The sequence below is a fragment of the Sphingomonas sp. Leaf343 genome (assembly GCF_001423765.1).
Lineage (GTDB): Bacteria > Pseudomonadota > Alphaproteobacteria > Sphingomonadales > Sphingomonadaceae > Sphingomonas.
Genome location: NZ_LMPG01000014.1, coordinates 135916 through 156419, shown reverse-complemented (window position 1 = coordinate 156419; position 20504 = coordinate 135916). Strand labels below are relative to the sequence as shown.

Here is a 20504-nt window from a genome sequence, read left to right as displayed (position 1 = left end):
AGATGAGGTTCGATTCGGACAGGACGCATTTGATGACGACGCATACCACTCGCATGCTCATTCTCGGCTCCGGCCCCGCGGGGTTGTCGGCCGCGATCTATGGCGCGCGGGCGGGGATGCAGCCGATCGTCGTGCAGGGTATCCAGCCCGGCGGCCAGCTGACCACCACCACCGATGTCGAGAATTATCCCGGCTTCGCTGACGTGATCCAGGGCCCGTGGCTGATGGAACAGATGCAGAAGCAGGCGGAGCATGTCGGCACCCGCCTGATGTGGGACACGATCACGGAGGTCGACCTGACGCAGCGGCCGTTCCGCCTGATCGGTGACGGGGGCGACGTGTACGAGGGCGAGGTGCTGGTGATCGCCACCGGCGCGCAGGCCAAGTGGCTCGGCCTCGACAGCGAAGACGCGATGAAGGGCAAGGGCGTCAGCGCCTGCGCAACCTGCGACGGCTTCTTTTACCGCGGCAAGAAGGTCGCGGTGATCGGCGGCGGCAACACCGCGGTCGAGGAGGCGCTGTACCTGACCAACCACTCGGATGACGTGACGCTGATCCACCGCCGCGACACCCTGCGCGCCGAGCGCATCCTGCAGGAGCGGCTGCACGCGCATCCCAACATCAAGGTCTTGTGGAACAAGGAAGTCCGCGCGTTTGTCGACGGCGGCGGCAATGCCGGCCTCGTCGCGCTGGAACTGGAGGACACCGTCACCGGCGAACATTCGCGTCTCGATGTCGAGGGCGGCTTCGTCGCGATCGGGCACCATCCGGCGACCGAACTGTTCCGCGGCCATCTCGATCTCGACGGCGACGGCTACATCACCGTCGAGGTCGGCTCGACGCGCACCAGCGTGCCCGGTGTGTTCGCGTGCGGCGACGTACAGGACAAGGTCTATCGTCAGGCAGTGACCGCGGCCGGCACGGGCTGCATGGCTGCACTCGACGCCGAACGCTTCCTCGCGGCCGCGGAGTTCGAGGAATTCAGGGAAGCCGCCGAATAGCCTCGATCAGCAGGCGGTGCAGCGTGTCGGCATGGCCGACAAAGCTGTGGGATGCGGTGGCAACTCGCTCGATCGTGTAGTCGCGGCCCACCGCAGCGTCGGCGAAGGCGATCGCGGTGGCATCGCCTTCGGCCAGCACGATCCGCCCGGCGTCGCCCCACGCGTCGATCCCCGCCAGCACCCGATCAGCCAGCGGATCGGGCGCGCTGCGGCGGCCAAGCTTCGTCAGCCCACCGGCCAGTTTGCCCAGATCGACACCGCCGGTCAGCAGCCGACGCCATTCCGCCGGGTCACGCAGCCGCTGCGCATAGCGCGCGCGGATCGCTGCGGCAGGGGGCAGGGCGTCCGCCTCCTCGCGCAGCCAGGGATTGGCGAGCAGTACCGCGTCGACTCGGCAGGTCCGACCGCCCAGCGCCAGGGCGCTCGCCGCATCGCAATTGCCGAAGCCGACCAGCCGCTCGACCTGCGGCATCTGGCTGCGAAAGATCAGCGACGCATTCAGGACATCCGGGACGCTCGCTTCAAACCCCCGATCCTCACCCTCAGAGTCGCCGACCCCGCGCCGGTCGAAGCGGAACACCGGCACGCCCCCCGACGCCAGCCGAGCGGCCAGCATCGCCATCCCACGATGCGCGCCGATGCGCGGCTCGCTGCCGCCGGATACGATCAGCACACCCGTGCGCCCGTCCGCTTCGTCGAGCGTGCCGAACAGGCCGTGACTTTCGGAGGTGAAGCGGATCACCCTTCGCATGATCGCACCCACGCCGCGATGTCGCTCGCCAGCCGCTCCGCCAGCGCCCGATCGCTGCCCGGCTCCGCTCGCCGCCAGAGCGGTGCCCCCGCCATCTTCAGGTCTGCCGGTCGGGGATCGCTGTCGAGTCGCACCACGCGTCGCGGCACATGCTCGCCGTCATAAACCCGCGCGTTCGCCAGATCGGACAGCATCGTTGGCGACAGCAGATTGCCCGCCAGCTCGACCGGCTCGTTCGCTTCCAGCAAGGTCGCGACGTCCATACCCGGCCTCGTCCGCGCCAACTCGCGCAGCAGCGTCTCGCCCTCCACCGGGGAGAGGTGCCAACGCCCATCCACCGGCGCCGACGCATCGATCAACGTCCCGCTCCGCACGCCCAGTGCATAGGCCGGTCGCGTGATCTGCTCGACCAGCGCCTCGCACGCGGCGCGCATCGCCATCAGCCGCGCATCCTGCGTTTCGATCAGGCTCTCGCCGGTGCCGGGCCAGTGCGGCAAGATGCTACCCACGCCCTGTACAGCCAGCACCCGCAGAACCGCCACGACGAAGGCCCGCGTCCGGTTCGCCTCTTCGAACAGCGGCAGCGACGCGATGACGACCGGCCCGTCATCCGGCCCGAAGCGCAGCATCGCCTCCCGGCCGCCGGCCCAGTCATAGGCGTCGATCAGGTCCGCGCCTTGGAGGCGGCGAAATCGGTCAGCGCGCCGAAGGTCTCCAGCATGTCGCCATCGACCTCGTCATCCTCGATCAGGATACCGAGACGATCCTCCAGTTCGGTCAGGACGCTGGCGACCGCCATCGAATCCAGTTCGGGCAGCGCACCGAACAGCGGCGTCTCCGCATCGAACGCCGCGACCCGCCCGGGCGACAGGCCCAGCACATCGCCCAGTACGGCGCGCACCGCATCCTCGACCGTCGTTTCGCTGCGTTCTGGAAGCAAAGCCCCGTTTCCCGGCTGTTATGCAGCGCCCCTATCGCCCGCCGGGCGAAACGGCAATGTCCACGCGACCGGCGTCCTGCGCCCGGCCTCCCTGCGCACGCCGCCTCGTGCAACCCGTCGCTGTTGCCGCTACATCCTTCCCGCATGATCCCGCTCGACCCGGTGCCCCGTCCGCTCGACCACCTCCCGGCTCGCGGAGCCGCGGATGCCGTGGCGCTGGTCGATCGCGCGGGGGCGATGACCTATGCCGAGCTGGAGGTCGCGGTCGGCGGCCTCTCGTCATGGCTCGCCGCTCGCCACACGCCGGGCGAACGCATCGCGACATGGCTGCCGAAGACGCGCACGGCCTGCATAATGCCGCTTGCGACCGTGCGTGCCGGCCTGATCCACGTCCCGATCAATCCCGCTCTCCGCCGCGCACAGGTCGCGCACATCCTGTCCGACAGCGGCGCGGCGATGCTCCTGACGCAACCCGCCCGCGCCGCGACGCTGGAGCCGGGCCACCTGCCGGCCGGGTGCACGATCGTCGCTGAAGCGGAGGTCGCTGCGCCGCATCTGGAACTGCTGCCGGCATCGTCGCACGATCCGCAGGCGCTGGCGGCGATCCTCTACACATCGGGATCGACCGGCCGCCCCAAGGGCGTGATGCTTAGCCATGCAAACCTCTGGCTGGGTGCGATATCCGTAGCACATTATCTTGAAATACAAAGAGAAGACAGAGTTCTCGGAGTTCTTCCTTTATCGTTCGACTATGGTCAGAACCAGCTTTTGTCGACTTGGGCCGCGGGGGCATCCGTCGCACCGCTCGACTATCTCGTCGCGCGCGATGTCGTGAAGGCGGTGGAGCGTGCCGATGCAACGACCCTCGCCGGCGTACCTCCTTTGTGGGTGCAACTGCTGGAGGCGGACTGGCCGTGCGAAACCGCCGCCCGCCTGCGTCGCCTGACCAACTCCGGCGGTGCGCTGACTCCTCGCCTCGTCCGTGCGTTGCGGGAGCGGTTCCCGGAGGCCGATCTCTATCCGATGTACGGCCTGACCGAGGCATTCCGCTCGACCTATCTCGCGCCCGATCTGGTCGACGCGAACCCCGACGCGATGGGCCGCGCCATCCCCTTCGCGGAGGTCGCCACGGTGCGCCCGGACAATACGCGCGCCGCGCCCGGCGAGCCGGGCGAACTCGTTCACGCCGGCCCGCTTGTTGCGCAGGGCTATTGGCAGAATGCGGAGCGGACCGCGCAACGCTTCCGCCCCGCCCCGGACTTCATGGGGCAGGGGATGGCGGTCTGGTCTGGCGACACCGTGACCGAAGGGGCGGACGGCCTGTTCCGGTTCGTCGGCCGTGATGACGAGATGATAAAGTCCGCCGGTAACCGTATCAGTCCACAGGAAATCGAGGACGCCATCCTGTCCGGCGGCGAAGCGCGCGAGGCGGTGGCGATCGGTATGGACAACGAACGCCTCGGTCAGGTGATCGTCGCGGCCGTCGCAGGGGACGCCGCTGACGAACCTTCCTTGCGTCAGCGCCTGAAGACCGAGCTGCCGGCTTTCATGCAGCCGCTACGCTACGTTTGGCACGACGAACTCCCCCGCAACGCCAACGGCAAGCTCGACCGGGCGGGCATCCGCAGGGACCTGACGTCATGAAGCCTGTCGGCCCGATTCCGCCTGAGTTCGTCCTTCAGCAGGGTGACCTGACGATCGCCGGTCGCAGCGCGTCGTCATGGGCGTCGGCGGCGACACCGCTGTTCGTCTACGACGCGGCGATCGTTGCCGCCCGCGTCGACCGCTTCCGGGCGGCACTCCCCTCAGTCGACCTCCATTACGCGATCAAGGCCAACCCGCACCCGGACCTGCTTGCCGCGGTCGCGCCGCTGGTCGACGGCCTCGACGTGGCCTCGGGCGGCGAGCTCGCCCGCGCGCTGGCCGTAAAGCCCGCCGTCGCGATCAGCTTCGCCGGTCCCGGCAAGCGCGATCCCGAACTCGAAGCGGCGATCGTCTCGGGTGCGACGATCAATCTGGAATCGGAGGGCGAGGCGGCACGCGCGCTGACGATCGCGAATCGTTCGGGGCTGACCCCGAACCTCGCAATCCGAGTGAACCCCGACGTCGAACTCCGTGGATCGGGTATGAAAATGGGCGGGCGTCCATCCCCCTTCGGCATCGATGCCGTGCGCGTGCCGGCATTGGTCCGGCATCTCGTCGCCAGCGGTGCGAACTGGCGCGGGTTCCACATCTATGCCGGCAGCCAGGCGCTGGATGCGGATGCCATCGCCGATACGCAGGCAGCGACGCTGGCACTCGCCGGCCGCCTTGCCGACGACGCGGGTCATGTACCGCCGCTCGTCAATCTCGGCGGCGGTTTCGGCGTGCCGTACTTCGCCGGCGATCACCCGCTGGACGTGGAGCATGTCGGCCGGCGCCTTGGGGAAGCACTCGCGACCCGCGCGCCCGTTCTCGCGGACGGCCGCTTCGCGATCGAACTGGGCCGCTGGCTGGTCGCGGAAGCGGGGGTCTATATTTCCCGCATCGTCGACCGGAAGGACAGCGGTGGCGAGACGTTCCTGATCCTCGACGGCGGCCTCAACCACCAGCTTGCCGCATCCGGCAATTTCGGCACCGTCGTCCGTCGCAACTACCCGATCGCCATCGCGCACCGGATGGGCGACCAGCCCACCGAAACCGTCTCCGTCGTCGGCCCGCTCTGCACACCGCTCGACCGGCTGGGCGACCGGGTCGCGCTACCCCGTGCGGAGCCGGGCGACCTGATCGCGATCTTCCTCGCCGGCGCCTATGGCGCGACCGCCAGCCCGGCGGCGTTCCTCGGTCATCCGCCCGCCCTCGAACGGGTCGCGTCTTAACGAAGCGTCACTAACGCTATCTTCACCTCTGCCCCGCATAGCCGCCTCTGAAAGCCCGTCCTGCGTCCGCGCCGGATCGGCCCATGGAGATGTCGATGCGTTCGTACCGTGCCCCTCTCGCCTTCGCGACGACGATGATGCTTGCGGCCTGCGCCGGTGCCGGCGGCAGCCGTCCGGAACTGCCCGCCGCGGGCTACGTCGCCAGTCGTGAGACACCCAGCGAGGAATATGTCATCGGCCCGCTCGACCAGCTGTCGGTCTTCGTGTGGCGTAATCCCGAACTGTCCGCGAAGGTGCAGGTCCGGCCAGACGGCCGCATCACCACGCCCCTGGTCAGCGACATGCCCGCCGTCGGCAAGACGCCGTCGCAACTGTCGGACGACATGAAGAAGGCGCTGACCGCCTACATCAACGCGCCGATCGTCTCCGTCATCGTCGAGAATTTCTCCGGCACCTATTCGCAGCAGGTCCGCGTCGTCGGCGCGACCGAAAAGCCCGCGTCGATCCCGTACCGAGCCAATATGACACTGCTCGACGCGATGATCGCGGTCGGCGGCCTCAACCAGTATGCCGCGGGCAACAAGGCGCGGCTGGTCCGCTACGATCGCGGCACCGGCAAGCAGAAGGAGTATCAGCTTCAGATCTCGAACCTGCTGAAGAAGGGCGACAGTCAGGCGAACGTCCGGCTGGAGCCGGGCGACGTCATCATCATCCCCGAGTCGATGTTCTGAGCGCCCGGCCGTGACCGGTATCTATGACGAGGCGCGACTGGCGCTGCACGCGATCTGGACGCGGCGCTGGCTGGCGCTCGCGGCGGCGTGGGGCGTGTGCGTCGCGGGCTGGCTGGTCGTCAGCCAGATCCCCAGCCGCTACGAGAGCCGTGCGCGCGTGTTCGTGCAGATGCAGACGTTGCTGCCCGCCGGCCTCACCGGTCAGCCTCAGGACCAGAACGCCGACATCGATCGCATCCGCCAGACGCTGGTGTCCGCCGTCAATCTCGAAAAGGTCGTGCGCGGCACCGATCTGGCGAACACGGTCGCCAGCGACCGCGACGTCGCCGACCGCGTCGCTTCGCTCGCGCAGAACATCAAGGTCACTTCGACGCAGGATAATCTGTTCGAGATCACGACCAGCGCCGCCAGCCCGAAACTGGCACGCACCGTCACGCAGAAGCTGATCGACATCTTCGTCGAACAGAACCTCGCCGGCGATCGTACGCAGACGTCGCAGAGCCTCGCTTTTCTCGACAAGCAACTCGCCACGCGGCAGCAGCAGTTGCAGGACGCCGAATCGAAGCGCGCCGATTTTCAGAACCGCTATCTCGGCAGCCTGCCGGGCACCGGCTCGGTCGCCGACCGCATCGGCGCGGCGCGCGCGCAGATGGCGCAGGTCGACGGCGATCTCGGCGCGGCGCAATCCGCGCTGTCGGCGGTGCAGGGGCAGATGGCCGCCACGCCGCAGACGATCGCCGGGGCAGGGGGCATCACCGGCGGCCCCGCCCGCGCGCGCCTCGCTGCACTTCAGGGCCAGTTGGCCGACGCCCGCGCCCGCGGCTTTACGGACGCGCACCCGGATGTGGTCGCGCTGAAAAGTCAGCTCGCTTCCGCACAGGCGGCCGCACGCGGCGAGCCGACCGGCGTGGCCGGCGGCGGGACCGGCAATCCGCTCTATCTGTCGCTCCAGTCGATGCAGGCCGACAAGCAGAGCCAGGTCGCTGCCCTGCGCATCCGTCGCAACCAGCTTCAGGGCGATCTCGATCTGCTCAATTCAAGGCTGACCGAGGACCCGGAGGTCGCCGCCGAACAGGGCAAGATCGAGCGCGACTATCAGGTGCTGAAGGATCAGTACGACCAGCTTCTCGCCAACCGCGAACAGATCGCGTTGCGCGGTCAGGCGCAGTCGCAGACCGACCAGGTGAAGTTCAGCGTGATCGACCCGCCGACCACGCCGCGCGTCCCAAGCGCGCCCAACCGCCTGCTGCTGCTGACCGGCGTGCTGCTGGCCGGGCTGGCGGCGGGGATCGGCGGCGCGTTTGCGCTGGGCCAGCTTCGCGCCACCTTCGCGACCGCACCCAAGCTGGAACGCGCGACCGGCCTGACCGTGATCGGCTCGATCGGCGAAGTCGTGACGCGCACCCAGTCTGATCTGCGCGCAAAGCATCTGAAGATCTTCGGCGGCGCGACCGCGGGCCTCGCGCTCGCCTATGTCCTGCTGCTCGGCATCGAGTTCCTCCAGCGCGGGATGGCCGCATGACCCTCCCCAACGCCAGACCCGCATCACTGCTCGAACGCGCCGCCGCGGTCTACGACTTCGGCGAACACTACCGTGCGAAGGTCGGGGGTGCGTCCTTTGACCATGGCCGGGACGGACGGGAGGTGGAGGTCGCGCCCCCCCCTCCGGTCGTGCCGGGCAAAATCGAAGCCCTGGCCGCCCAGCAACCCGCTGCTCCCGTGACTCACGCTGCCCGGGCCGCCCCCGACCTGTCCGCGATCCCGGCCGAGTTCCTCGCCGACCCGGAGGCCGACCCCGACGAGTTCGTTCCGCCGCCGCTCCCCACCGGCGTCTTCGCGATCGACCGCGGCATGCTCGCGGAACACGGCATGATCGTGCCCGGCGCACCGGTCGGCCCGCTGGCCGAGGAGTTCCGGCTCATCAAGCGCCAGTTGCTCGTCACCCGCCGCCGCGTCGCCGACAGCGATCAGGCCGACCGGGCGCGCAGCGTCCTCGTCTGCTCGGCGCGTCCGCGCGACGGCAAGACGTTCTGCGCGGTCAATCTTGCCCTCTCGATGGCGGCCGAGCGCGATACCGAGGTGCTGCTGGTCGACGCCGACGTCGCCAAGCCCGACGTATTGCGCCGGCTCGGACTACAAGATGGTCCTGGCCTGCTCGACGCGTTGGCGGATCAGACGATCGACGTCGAGTCGCTGGTGCTCCAAACCGACGTGCCGCAACTGTCGGTGCTGCCGGCCGGTGCGAAGACCGCGATGGACACCGAGTTGCTCGCCAGTGCGCGGACGGAGGTGGTGATCCGCCGCCTGCTCGACGCCAATCCGCGCCGCCTGCTGATCTTCGACTCCCCGCCCGCGCTCGCCGCGTCGCCGGCCGCCGTGCTGGCGATGCTGGTCGGGCAGGTGATGCTCGTCGTCCGCGCCGACCGGACGCCCGAAACCGAGATCGGACAGGCCGCCGACCTGCTCGACGGCTGCGAGCATATTCAGCTCGTGCTCAACGCCGTGTCGTTCGTGCCCGGCGGCGCGCGCTTCGGCAGCTATTACGGCATGGAGGATCGCGCATGATCCGCTCTGCATTCGTCATCCTGCCGGCGCTGGTGCTGGCGAATCCCGTCGATGCGCAGGACGCGCCGCGCGTCGTCGTCGCGCCCTATGTCGAACTCAGTCAGGTCGTGACCGCCGACCTGAATTCGGGCGACGTGCTGACCTACAGTTCGGTGGCGGCTGGCATCGACGCGTCCGTCTCGACCAGGCGCGCCAACGGCCAGGTGTCCTACCGGTACGAGCGGCGGATCGCGTGGGACGACCGGATCGGCGATTCCGATGTCCATTCCGGACTGGCGCGGGGCCAGTATCTGCTCGCCCGCGGCCTGACGCTGGACGGGGGCGCGATTGCCGCCCGCGCACGCAACGACATTCGGGGTGATGCGCCGGGTATCCTCGCCGGCAACGTCGGCAATACCAGCCAGATCTACGGTGCCTATGTCGGCCCGTCCTACACGACGCAGCTCGGCGCGTTCGGCCTGAACGCCGCCTATCAACTCGGCTACACGAAGGTCGAGACGCCGACGTTCGACACCACCGGCACCGGTCGCCGCCTCGACTATTACGACGATAGCTGGGGTCATCTCGCCGCCGCCAGCATCGGCATCGCGCCGGGCACCGTCCTGCCGATCGGCGTCACTCTGTCGGGCGCATACAGCCGCGAAACCGCGTCGCAGCTGAAGCAACGGTACGAGGGCTGGTACGGCCGCGCCGACACACTGTTGCCGGTGTCCTACACCGTCGCGCTGACCGCGGGCGTCGGCTACGAGAAGATCGAGGCGTCGCAGCGCGACCCGCAGGTGGACGCGACCGGCGCGCCCGTGGTCGATGGCAATGGCCGCTTCGTCACCGATCCCGCCAGCCCGCGCCGGATCGCGTACCGCACCGACGGCGTCTATTACGACGCCGGCGTCGCTTGGCGCCCCAACCACCGCACCGAAGTGCGCGGCGCGGTCGGCCGGCGCTACGGCTCGACCAGCTACACCGGCAGCGCCACGTGGCAGGCATCGCAGTCGACCGGCGTCGGCATCGTCGTCTACGATACGGTCACTACCTTCGGCCGCCAGCTTCGTACCGGCCTGACCGCGCTGCCGACCAGCTTTCAGGTCCGCCGCGATCCATTCGGACAGAATTTCAACGGCTGCACCTTTGGCACCTCCGGGTCAGCGCCCGGGGGCTGCCTGAACGATGTGTTCCAGTCGATCTCGACCGCCAGCTACCGCGCACGCGGCTTGGAGGGTGTCCTGTCGTCGCAGCGCGGGCGCAGCACCTACGGCGTCGGCATCGGCTACGCCAATCGCCGCCTGTATGCTCCCGCCAACGGATCGGGCATCGTCGTGACCGGGCTGGAGGACGAGAACTACTTCGGCCAGCTCTTCTTTACCCGCGCGCTGTCGCGAGTGTCGGGCTTCGATACCAACGTCTTCCTGACCTACACTGACACCGAACTTCAGGACGGCGACGGCACCTGGTCGGGTGGCGCGACCGCCAGCTACTATCACGGCTTCGGCCGGCTCAGCACCACCGCGTCGCTCGGCCTCTATGCCTTCAAGGTCGGCGATTTCGAGACGAACTGGTCGGCGCAGGCGCTCCTCGGCGCGCGCTACACCTTCTGAGGACTGGATGATGGACGACGCGCACTGGGGCCTGACCGATCGGCCCTTCCAACTGACGCCGGACCCGCGCTTCTGGTTCGAGACGGCGACCCACCGCAAGGCGATGGCCTATCTCGGCTACGGCCTCGCGCAGGGGGAGGGGTTCATCGTCATCACCGGCGACATCGGCGCAGGCAAGACGACGTTGCTCGGCCATCTGCTGGAGACGGTCGATCATCAGCGGCTGAATGCGATCAAGCTGGTCTCGACCGCGATCGAGGCGGACGACCTGCTGCGTATCTGCGCGACGCAACTGAACGTCGATCCGACCGGCCTGACCAAGGCGGACCTGCTCGTCGCGATCGAGCGCGGCCTTCACGCCGTCGCGCGCACCGGTCGCCGCACGCTGCTGATCGTCGACGAGGCGCAGGCGCTGCCCGTGTCCGCGGTCGAGGAATTGCGGATGCTGTCGAACTTCCAGGCGGGCGGCCATGCGCTGCTCCAGATCCTGCTGCTCGGCCAGCCCGAGTTCCGGAACCGGCTCCACGGCCTTGAACAGCTTCGCCAGCGGATCATCGCGATCCACCATCTCGATCCGATGGAGGAGCATGAGGTCGCCGACTATATCGCCCACCGTCTGTCGGTGGTCGGCTGGACCGGTCGCCCCGATTTCGCGAGCGATGCCTTCGCGGCCTTCTATGAAGGATCCGGCGGCGTGCCGCGCCGGCTCAACCTGCTCGCCGGCCGCGTCATGCTCCACGCCGCGCTGACCGATCTCGACATGATCGACGGCGCGACCGTGCGTCAGGTGATCGCCGATCTGGCCGCCGATCTGCCCGCTCCGGCGTCCTCATCGGTCGCGACGCCCGCCGTCGCGACCGAACCGGCGGACGGTCCGGACCTTGGAGCTTCGCCCGAACCGCCGGTCGCGCCCGTCGCCTCCGACCTGCTGCTGGAGGCGCGCATGGCCGCGCTGGAGGATCGTATCGAGCAACAGGATGCGGCCCTGCGCCGGGTCCTCACCCTGCTGGTCGACTGGATCGAGGCGGAGGAGCCGACCCGCGCTCCGTCGCCCGAAAGCTATGCCCCGATCCAGTCCGCGACGGCGTGGACCGATGCGGCCTGAGTGCATCCTCAACGGTATGTCCGTCGACGTCGAGGACTGGTTTCAGGTCGGCGCTTTCGAGACGGTTATCGACAGGGGCGACTGGGACACGCTCGACCGCCGCGTGGAACGTAATACCGACGCGGTCCTCGACCTGTTCACGGAAGCCGGTATCGCCGCGACCTTCTTCACGCTCGGCTGGGTCGCTGATCGCCATCCCGCGCTGATCCGCCGCATCGCCGCGGCGGGGCACGAGGTCGCCAGCCACGGCTGGGATCACCGGCGCGTCTTCACGCTGTCGCCCGGCGAGTTCGTCGCCGACCTGCGCCGCGCACGCGATGCGCTGGAACAGGCGGGCGGACGGGCCGTCACCGGCTATCGCGCGCCCAGCTTCTCGATCGATGCTCGCACACCCTGGGCGCACCCGATCCTCGCGGAGGAGGGCTATGCCTATTCCTCCAGCGTCGCTCCGCTCGCGCACGACCATTACGGCTGGCGCGACGCGCCCCGCTTCGGTTTCCGCCCGCTCTCCGACAGCGCGCTGGTCGAGGTGCCGGTGACCGTCGCCGAGTGGCGCGGCAAACGCGTCGCGACCGGAGGCGGCTTCTTTCGCCTGCTCCCCGCGAAGCTCACCGATATCGCCGTCGGCCAGTCGAACCGCGCCGGTCACCCTGCGATGTTCTACTTCCATCCATGGGAGATCGATCCCGCCCAGCCCCGTGTCGCCGGTGCGCCGCTCAGGTCCCGCCTGCGCCATTATTCGCGTCTCGGCGCGATGCGGGGCAAGCTCGCGGGGCTGCTCGACCGGCATCATTGGGGCCGCGTCGACCGGGCGATCGGCCTGTGACGATGCCGCTGGTCACCGCTCCGCTCGGTATCCGCGAGGCGTCGCTGGCTGACCGGCGCGAAGCCGCCCGCATCGACGCGTTCGTTCGCGATACCATGGGCGCGACGCCGTTCCACCTGACCGGCTGGAGCCGCGCGGTGGAAAATGGCTGTCGTCAGCGGTCCCGCTATCTGCTGGCGGAGCGCGCCAACGGCACGCTCGCCGGGGTCCTGCCTCTGACCGAGATGCGCTCGCGGCTGTTCGGCAAGGCGCTGGTGTCGACCGGCTTCGGCGTCGGTGGCGGCGTACTGGGAGAGGGGGTGGAGGCGCTCGCCGCCGGTGCATGGGATCTTGCGACGCGGCTCGGCTGCCCCGATGTCGACCTGCGTGGCGGGCCTGCGCCGGCTGGCTGGACGATCGACGACACCACCTATGTCGGCTTCGCACGAGCGCTCGGGACCGATGCCGCCGCCGATCTCGCCGCAATCCCGCGCAAGCAACGCGCGGAGGTGCGCCGCTCGCTCGGCCTCGATCTGACGGTCGACACCGGCCGCGACCTTGCGACCCACCACCGCGTCTACGCGGAGTCGGTCCGCAATCTCGGCACTCCGGTTTTCCCCGCCGCCTTGTTCCGCGCCGTGCTGGACGAACTCGATACCGATATCCTGGCGGTCCGCAACGCGGGAAAGCCCGTCGCCAGCGTCCTGTCGCTCTATTTCGACGGCACCGTCTTCCCCTATTGGGGCGGCGGCACCGCCGAGGCACGCGGCCTGCGTGCCAACGACCGCATGTATCTTGCACTAATGAGCCACGCGCGGGACCGCGGCTGCACCCGCTTCGACTTCGGTCGGTCCAAAGCCGGCACCGGCCCGGCGGCATTCAAAAAGAACTGGGGCTTCGATCCCGTCCCGCTCGCCTATGCCCGTCGGCACGAGGGGGAGGCGCGCAGCGTCAATCCGCAGAATGCGAAATACCGCCTGATGGTGGCCGGCTGGAAACGCCTGCCGCTGTCGATCGCGCGGCTGGCCGGGCCGCTCCTGTCGCGGGGCCTCGGGTGATCGACCTGCTGTTCCTCGCCCACCGTGCGCCGACCGCGCCGGATCGCGGCGACCGCATCCGCAGCTACCACGTCCTGCGCCATCTTGCCGCTCGCGCGCGCGTCCATGTCGTCGCCTTCGACGAGGGCGCAGCGCCGCGCCCCACGCTCGATCTCGCCAGCTGGACGGTGATCCCGCGCACCAGGACCCGCGCACGCGCCACCGCCGGGGCGCTGGCGACCGGTCGGCCGGTGTCGCTCACCGCCTTTGCCGATCCGGCGATGACGACGGCGCTCGCGACGCTGCCGCCGGTCGATGCGACCTACATCTTCTCCGGCCAGATGGCGCAGCACGTTCCGGTCGGCCCGACGACGATCATGGATTTCGTCGACATGGATTCGGCCAAGTTCGGGCAACAGGCGGATAGCGCGCGGGGCCCGTTACGCTGGCTGCTCGCCCGCGAAGCGCGCCTGCTCGCCCGCTGGGAACGGGACGTCGCCGCCCGCGCCGGCACCACCCTGTTCATCAGCGAGGCGGAGGCATCGCTGTTCCGCGCGACCGGAGGGCAGGGCGATATCCGCGCGATCGGCAATGGCATCGACGCGCGCCACTTCGACCGGACCGGCGTCGTGCCGGCGCCGACGCAGCGCCCGCTGATCGTCTTCACCGGCCAGATGGATTATCAGCCGAACGTGGAGGCGGTCATGTGGTTCGCTGACCACGTCCTGCCCCGTCTCGCTGCCGACTTCGCGATCGTCGGCCGCGCGCCGACCGCCGCCGTTCGCGCCCTTGGCCGGCGGGAGAACGTCGTCGTCACCGGCGAAGTCCCCGACACCCGGCCGTGGCTGGCCGCGGCATCGGTCTGCGTCGCGCCCCTGCGGCTCGCGCGCGGTGTCCAGAACAAGGTGCTGGAGGCGATGGCGATGGCCTGCCCGGTCGTCGCAACGCCGCAGGCGGCGGAGGGGATCGATCACGGCGGCACGATTCGCGTCGCCGAGCCCCGCGACTTCGCCGCCGCCTGCGCCGCAATGATCGCCGCGCCCGGATCCTTCGGCGGACAAGCGCGCGCGCGAGTTCTGTCGCACTACGATTGGGCGGCACGGCTTGCCCCGCTGGACGATTTGCTCGGAACAGGCCAGTCGCTCGCCGCATGACGTCGCTCGTCGTTGCACCCGTCCGCACCACCGGACCCTGGCCGCGCCATGCGGGGGTACTGGTGGGCGTCATGGCGATGATCCTCGCGCTGTTCGCGCATGACGTCGCGCAAGTCGCCGGCATCTGGTGGACCAGCACCACCTACGGTCATTGCCTCTTCATTGGCCCGGTTGTCGCGTGGCTCGTCTGGACCCGCCGCGTCGAACTGTCGGCGCTGACCCCGGTCGCATGGTGGGCGGGCCTGCTGCTGGTCGCGGCGGGTGGGTTCGGCTGGCTGCTGGGCGATGCCGGATCGTTGGCGATCGCGCGCCAGCTCGGCCTCGTGCTGATGCTTCAGGGCGTGGTGGTGACGCTGCTGGGTCCGAACGTCGCGCGTGGACTGCTCTTTCCGCTCGGCTACGCGCTGTTCCTCGTCCCCTTCGGCGATTTCCTGGAGCCGCCGCTTCAGGAGGTGACCGTCGCGATCGTCATGCCGTTGCTCCACCTCGTCGGCATCACTGCCTCGGTCGACGGCGTCCTGATCCATGCGGGTCGCTATCATTTCGAGGTGGCGGAGGCGTGTTCGGGCGCAAAGTTCGTCATCGCGATGCTTGCCTTTGGTATCCTCGTCGCCTCGACCTGCTTCCTTTCGTGGCGGCGTCGTGGGGGCTTCATGCTCGTCGCGATCGTCGTGCCGGTGCTGGCGAACGGTGTCCGCGCATGGGGCACGATCTACGCCGCCGACCTTTGGGGGATCGAACGCGCCACCGGTCTCGATCATATCGTCTATGGCTGGCTGTTCTTCGGCCTCGTCATGGCGGGCGTCCTCGCGCTCGGCTGGCGTTGGTTCGACCGCGCACCCGACGCGCCTGCATTCGACGCCGCACGCCTGCAAGCACCACCGCGCTATGCCGCGCCGCTTGTCGCCGCCGCCGTGCTGACGCTTGCGACCGCCGCCTTCTTCCTCGCGTGGAGCGCCGCCATCGCCGGCCGCGCCGCGTCTCTGCCGCAGGGTATCGACCTGCCGCAGGTCGCCGGCTGGACCCGCTTCCCGCTCGACGGGAGCGTTCCGTGGCAGCCGCATCATCCGGGCGCGGATCGCCAACTGTTCGGGCGCTACACCGACGGCCGGCACAGCGTCGCTGTCGGTATCGCGATCTATGCCACCCAGCATGAGGGCAAGGAACTCGTCGCGTTCGGCACCGGCGTCCTTGCGGAGGAGGACCGCTGGGTGCGGGTCGCCGACCTGTCCTCCGTCGCGGGCGGATCGGCGATGCGGATCGTTGCGCCGGGGCCGGTGGAGCGGACCGTCGCGACATGGTACCGCGTCGGCTCTGTGGTCACGGCGGACGAGAAACGGGTGAAGCTGGAAACGATGCGCGCCCGCCTGACGGGCGCGGACCAGATGGCGGTTGCTTTGCACATCGCCGTACCCGGCGACGATCCGGCGGCGATCGCCCGGTTCGTCGCGGCGGCGGGCGGCCCCGCCGCACTGCTCGATCGGGCGATCCGCTGACATGTGCGGCATCGCGGGGATCTTCCACCCCGGCATCCCCAAGCCCGTCGACCCGACCCGCATCCAGCGGATGCTCGACGTGCAGGCGCATCGCGGGCCGGACGGGCAGGGGGTGTGGACCGCGCCCGGCGTCGCACTCGGCCATCGTCGCCTGTCGATCATCGATCTCGTCGGTTCGCCGCAGCCGATGGCGGACGGCGCGCTGACCGTTACCTACAATGGCGAGATCTACAATTTCGCCGCCCTTCGCGCCGAACTGACGCAGAAGGGCGCCCGTTTCCGAACCAACGGCGATACCGAGGTGCTGCTCCATGGCTGGCGGCACTGGGGTCCGGCGATGCTCGACCGGCTCGACGGGATGTTTGCGTTCGCGATCCACGATGCCGAGGCGAGCACGCTGTTCCTCGCCCGCGACCGGTTCGGCGTGAAGCCGCTGCACTACGCCGAACTCTCCGATGGCAGCATCGCTTTCGCCTCCGAACTCAAGGGGCTACTCGCGCACCCGCTGCTGCGGCGCGTGCCGGATGTGTCGGCGGTCGAGGATTACCTCGCCTATGGCTACGTCCCCGACGACACCTGCCTCGTCTCCGGCGTCCGCAAGCTCGCTGCCGGCCATACGCTGCTGCTGCGCCGGGGCCACTCACTACCCCCGCCCTCGCAATGGTGGGACATCAGCTTCGCCGACCGCGCCACCGGCAAGACCGATGCGCTGGCGGAGGAGCTGATCGACCGCATGCGCGCCGCCGTGCGCAGCCGCATGATCGCCGACGTGCCGCTCGGCGCGTTCCTGTCCGGCGGCGTCGACAGCTCGGCCGTCGTCGCCCTGATGGCGGAGGCGTCGTCGCGTGCCGTCCGGACGTGTACGATCGGCTTCGACGAGGCGGATCATGACGAGCGCCGCTTCGCTGCCACCGTCGCGAAGCGCTTTGCCACGGATCATGTCGACCGCGTCGTCGATGCCGAAGACTTCGGGTTGATCGATAGGCTCGCCGGCCAGTTCGACGAGCCGTTCGCCGATGCGTCGGCCCTCGCGACGTGGCGGGTCTGCGCACTCGCCCGCGAAAGCGTCACCGTCGCGCTGTCGGGCGACGGGGCGGACGAGGCGCTGGCCGGCTACCGCCGCCACAAATTCCACGCCGCCGAGGACCGGGTGAGAAGCATGGTTCCCGGTGCCATGCGCCGCTCGCTCTTCGGTACGATCGGCGGCATCTATCCCAAGGCGGACTGGGCACCCCGCCCGTTGCGCGCGAAGTCGACATTGCTCGCACTCGCCAGCGACGGCGATGAGGCTTATGCCCGCGCGGTCGGCGTCACCACGCCCGAATGGCGCGCTCGCCTGTTCACCCCCGTCGCTCGCGCCGCCTTCTCCGGTCACCACGCCGAGGACCGCTACGTCGCGGCGATGCGTGCCGCCCCCGCGCGCGATGCGTTGGATCGGGCGCAATATGCCGACGTCAAAATCTGGTTGCCCGGCGACATCCTGACGAAGGTCGATCGCACCAGCATGAGCGTCGGACTGGAGGCACGCGAGCCGCTGCTCGACCACCGTCTCGTTGAATTCTGCGCCACCCTGCCGACGTCGCTGCGGTTGCGCGGCGGCGAGGGCAAGTGGCTGATGAAGCACGCCCTAAAGCCGTACTTGCCGAACGATCTCCTCCATCGCCGCAAGATGGGATTCGTCACACCGGTCAGCACGTGGTTCCGCAATACCCTGGCCGAGGAGGCGGCGGCGCTGTCCCGCTCCCGCACGTTGGCGGAGACGGGCTGGTTCGACATGCCGACGCTCGCGACGATGGCCGCCGATCACCGCGCAGGGCGAGCGGAGCATGGCCGCACGTTGTGGCAGTTCATGATGCTGGAACGCAGTCTGGGTCGGCTCTTCGGCTAGTCGAGACGTTCGTTCGGCGCATCAAGAAAACCTCCCCCGGTCACCCGGAGGAGGCTCCTTCAAACCCGGTCCTAAAAGATCAGGCGAACAGCCTCGCCCAACCCCGCTTGGCACGATTCTTCCAGTGCCCGCGGTGATAGGCATCCGACGCCAGTAGCGGCATCACCGAACCGGCCTCCGCGAAGACCATCTGCTCGATGCCCGTGTTCACCTTGCCCCAGCTTGCCGCTTCCTGCAGCGTCGAGGAGGAACAGGCACCGTCGCGCACGTCGGCGACGGTGATCTGCACCGCGTATTTGTGCACCGCGACGTCCTCATGACCCAGGATCTCGGCGCAGACGACCGTGTCCTGGATGAAGTTCTTCGGCACGCCGCCGCCGATCATCAGCAGGCCGGTGGTGCCGGCCTCGATCTTGATCTGCGTCAGCTCGCGGAAGTCTGCGATCGCATCGAGCAGCAGGTACGGCTTGCCCGCCTTGGCGCGGTCGACCTGATGTTTCACGAGGCCGAAGCCCGCCGAGGAGTCCACGAACGCCGGGCAGAAAATCGGCACGTCATGCTCATACGCGAGCTTGACGAGGCTGTTGTCCTTCTTGCCGTGCTCGACGAGGTACTTGCCCATCTCGCGGATGAACGCACGGCTCGAATACGCCTTGGGCTCCAACGACTCCGCGATCTCGAAGATCGTGTGGTCGACATTCTGGAGCGCCTCCTCGTCGATATACGTGTCGTAGATGCGATCGATATACAGCGACCGCAGCGTGTCGTCGTCGGGGATTTCCAGCGCCTGATAGTGCTTGTGGCCAAGCCCTTCGAAGAAATCCATGTCGACGATGGTCGCGCCGGTGGCGACGATGCAGTCGACCATGTTGTTCCGGACCAGCTCCGCATAGAGGTCCATGCATCCGCCGGCGGAGGTCGACCCTGCGATGACGAGGCAGACCGTGCAGTCCTTGTCTGCCAGCATGTCATTGTAGATCTTCGTCGCGCGACCCAGGTCGCGGCTGGTGAAGCTCATGTCCGCCATCGCGTCGACGATCGGGCGCGCGTCGAAGCTGGTGATGTCGATATGCTTGACCTGCTTCGACAGAAGCTCGGCCTTGCGCGTGTCGTTGATCGGCGCGTTCGCCGCGGCGGTCTTGGTCAGGGAGTCGGTCATGGTTCGCCCTTGGCTATCCAGAACCCGTCGTCGTTCGAAAATGGGGACGCGGAAACCCAAAGCCGCCCCCTCCGCGCGCTGGCGCGAAGGGGGGCAGCACTGCGATATAGGTAAGCCGTTACAGCTTGACGACGTTCGACGTCATCTCGATCTCGGCGGGAACGTAGAGCGACACCATCGGCTCGTCGTCGACGATCACCGTCTCCTCGCAGCCGAAGCCGTTGAAGGCGGTGCGCATTGCCGCACCGTACGCACCGAGCATTCCGATCTCGATATAGTCGCCCGCATTGACATCGGCCGGCAGCAGGAATGGTCCCGCCATATGGTCCATGTCGTCGCAGGTCGGTCCATAGAACGAGAAGGGATGATCCCGCACCGTCGATTCCGGCTCCCGCAGCAGCATCGTCGGAAATTGCCAGCCGAGATGCGCGGCATCGAACAGCGCGCCATATGCGCCGTCGTTGATGTACAGCTCGTTGCCGCGGCGACGCTCGACGCGCACCACGACCGAGGAATATTCCGCACACAGCGCCCGGCCCGGCTCCGCCCACAATTCCGCCGAATAGCTGATCGGCAGCGATTCGAACGCGCGGTGGATCGTCTCGAAGAAACGCTCCAGCGGCGGCGGCTCCATGCCCGGATAGGATGACGGAAACCCGCCACCCACGTCGATGACGTCGACCGTCACCGCCGCTTCCACGATCGCCGCACGAACGCGCTCCATCGCCGCCGCATAGGCTTCCGGCGTCATTGCCTGGCTGCCGACATGGAAGCAGATACCCAGCGCGTCCGCCGCCTGGCGGGCCGCGAACAACAGTTCCTTCGACTCGCCGGGACCGACGCCGAACTTCGATGCCAGCGACAGCTTCGAATGTTCGGACGACACGCGCAGCCGGACGCACAGCGTCAGATCGGACGCGTTGCGCGTGGCACGCATGATTTTCGCCAGCTCTTCCATGCTGTCTAGGGAGAAGGTGCGGACGCCGTGTGTGAAGTATGCTTCGGCGATCGCCTCTTCCGGCTTGACCGGGTGCATGAAACAGCAGGTCGCCTCCGGAGCCACCGACTTCACCAGACGCACCTCGGCGATCGACGCCGTGTCGTAATGGGTGATGCCGTTGTCCCACAGGATCCGGATCAGATCGGGCGACGGATTCGCCTTCACCGCATACATGGACCGGCCCTGGAACTTCTCGACGAAGAACCGGGCGGCCCGCGCAGCGGCGTGGGGACGAGTCAGCGTCACCGGCTCCACCGGTTTCCGCCTGGCGATGTCGATGCCTCCACGAACGACGGGGAGGACGGTCGAATGGGCTTTCGCTAGCCCCAGCGCGCTATGATGCTTGTGCAATTCAAGGGACCTCCAAGTGCCTGACGGCTACGGTTCGAAAAACACTGCCTTGCGGTTGGAAGTCCCAT

The 20504-nt window shown here is 68.4% G+C and carries 18 protein-coding genes; 13 read left to right on the top strand and 5 right to left on the bottom strand.

The window, feature by feature from the left end:
* The first annotated feature begins 32 nt into the window (after positions 1-32).
* Positions 33-1001 carry a thioredoxin-disulfide reductase gene (gene trxB / locus ASG07_RS13515; protein WP_055848108.1) on the top strand — a complete coding sequence of 323 codons (969 nt, stop codon included), beginning with the start codon at positions 33-35 and terminating at the stop codon, positions 999-1001.
* Here the strand turns inward: trxB and ASG07_RS13510 are convergent.
* The 3 genes from ASG07_RS13510 to ASG07_RS13500 are packed head-to-tail and all read right to left on the bottom strand — an operon-like array spanning position 982 to position 2692.
* On the bottom strand, positions 982-1752 hold the full coding sequence (locus tag ASG07_RS13510; RefSeq protein ID WP_055848103.1) for a hydrolase 1, exosortase A system-associated: 771 nt from the start codon (positions 1750-1752) through the stop codon (positions 982-984). The genes trxB and ASG07_RS13510 overlap by 20 nt on opposite strands.
* Complete coding sequence (locus ASG07_RS13505; protein ID WP_055847646.1) at positions 1740-2381, bottom strand: hypothetical protein; 642 nt, start codon at positions 2379-2381, stop codon at positions 1740-1742. The genes ASG07_RS13510 and ASG07_RS13505 overlap by 13 nt, the downstream gene beginning before the upstream one ends.
* A gap of 35 nt (positions 2382-2416) precedes the next feature.
* Entirely contained in the window at positions 2417-2692 is a 276-nt protein-coding gene (locus tag ASG07_RS13500; RefSeq protein ID WP_055847642.1) for an acyl carrier protein, read from the bottom strand.
* A gap of 144 nt (positions 2693-2836) precedes the next feature.
* Here ASG07_RS13500 and ASG07_RS13495 point away from each other — a divergent pair, with 144 nt between their 5' ends.
* The 12 genes from ASG07_RS13495 to ASG07_RS13440 all read left to right on the top strand — a co-directional run bounded on the left by ASG07_RS13495 (position 2837) and on the right by ASG07_RS13440 (position 17926).
* Positions 2837-4336: an AMP-binding protein gene (locus tag ASG07_RS13495; protein ID WP_055847639.1), complete on the top strand. Its 1500-nt coding sequence runs from the start codon at positions 2837-2839 to the stop codon at positions 4334-4336.
* Complete coding sequence (locus ASG07_RS13490; protein WP_055847636.1) at positions 4333-5550, top strand: pyridoxal-dependent decarboxylase, exosortase A system-associated; 1218 nt, start codon at positions 4333-4335, stop codon at positions 5548-5550. Before ASG07_RS13495 ends, ASG07_RS13490 begins: the two co-directional genes overlap by 4 nt.
* A 134-nt stretch (positions 5551-5684) precedes the next feature.
* A complete protein-coding gene (locus tag ASG07_RS13485; protein ID WP_201781032.1) occupies positions 5685-6281 on the top strand; it encodes an XrtA/PEP-CTERM system exopolysaccharide export protein in 597 nt (198 codons plus the stop codon).
* Positions 6282-6291: 10 nt separating this feature from the next.
* Positions 6292-7803: an XrtA system polysaccharide chain length determinant gene (locus tag ASG07_RS13480; RefSeq protein WP_055847633.1), complete on the top strand. Its 1512-nt coding sequence runs from the start codon at positions 6292-6294 to the stop codon at positions 7801-7803.
* Positions 7800-8846: an AAA family ATPase gene (locus ASG07_RS13475; protein ID WP_055847630.1), complete on the top strand. Its 1047-nt coding sequence runs from the start codon at positions 7800-7802 to the stop codon at positions 8844-8846. The genes ASG07_RS13480 and ASG07_RS13475 overlap by 4 nt, the downstream gene beginning before the upstream one ends.
* Positions 8843-10441, top strand: a complete 1599-nt coding sequence (locus ASG07_RS13470) for a hypothetical protein (RefSeq protein WP_055847627.1) — start codon at positions 8843-8845, stop codon at positions 10439-10441. Before ASG07_RS13475 ends, ASG07_RS13470 begins: the two co-directional genes overlap by 4 nt.
* A gap of 10 nt (positions 10442-10451) precedes the next feature.
* Complete coding sequence (locus ASG07_RS13465; protein WP_055848097.1) at positions 10452-11546, top strand: ExeA family protein; 1095 nt, start codon at positions 10452-10454, stop codon at positions 11544-11546.
* Positions 11547-11562: 16 nt separating this feature from the next.
* The gene (locus ASG07_RS13460) at positions 11563-12372 is read left to right on the top strand and encodes an XrtA system polysaccharide deacetylase (RefSeq protein WP_236694682.1); all 810 of its coding nucleotides are present in this window, start codon (positions 11563-11565) and stop codon (positions 12370-12372) included.
* 2 nt (positions 12373-12374) lie between these two features.
* On the top strand, positions 12375-13409 hold the full coding sequence (locus tag ASG07_RS13455; RefSeq protein WP_055847621.1) for a FemAB family XrtA/PEP-CTERM system-associated protein: 1035 nt from the start codon (positions 12375-12377) through the stop codon (positions 13407-13409).
* Positions 13409-14542 carry a TIGR03087 family PEP-CTERM/XrtA system glycosyltransferase gene (locus tag ASG07_RS13450; RefSeq protein ID WP_055848092.1) on the top strand — a complete coding sequence of 378 codons (1134 nt, stop codon included), beginning with the start codon at positions 13409-13411 and terminating at the stop codon, positions 14540-14542. Before ASG07_RS13455 ends, ASG07_RS13450 begins: the two co-directional genes overlap by 1 nt.
* Complete coding sequence (xrtA, locus tag ASG07_RS13445) at positions 14539-16038, top strand: exosortase A (RefSeq protein WP_055847618.1); 1500 nt, start codon at positions 14539-14541, stop codon at positions 16036-16038. The genes ASG07_RS13450 and xrtA overlap by 4 nt, the downstream gene beginning before the upstream one ends.
* A 1-nt stretch (position 16039) precedes the next feature.
* A complete protein-coding gene (locus ASG07_RS13440; protein ID WP_055847615.1) occupies positions 16040-17926 on the top strand; it encodes an XrtA/PEP-CTERM system amidotransferase in 1887 nt (628 codons plus the stop codon).
* Between the two features lie 79 nt (positions 17927-18005).
* Here ASG07_RS13440 and ASG07_RS13435 read toward each other — a convergent pair whose 3' ends face one another.
* On the bottom strand, positions 18006-19085 hold the full coding sequence (locus tag ASG07_RS13435) for a 1,9-bis(guanidino)-5-aza-nonane synthase (protein ID WP_055847612.1): 1080 nt from the start codon (positions 19083-19085) through the stop codon (positions 18006-18008).
* Between the two features lie 118 nt (positions 19086-19203).
* On the bottom strand, positions 19204-20436 hold the full coding sequence (locus tag ASG07_RS13430) for a type III PLP-dependent enzyme (protein WP_055847609.1): 1233 nt from the start codon (positions 20434-20436) through the stop codon (positions 19204-19206).
* Between the last annotated feature and the right edge of the window lie 68 nt (positions 20437-20504).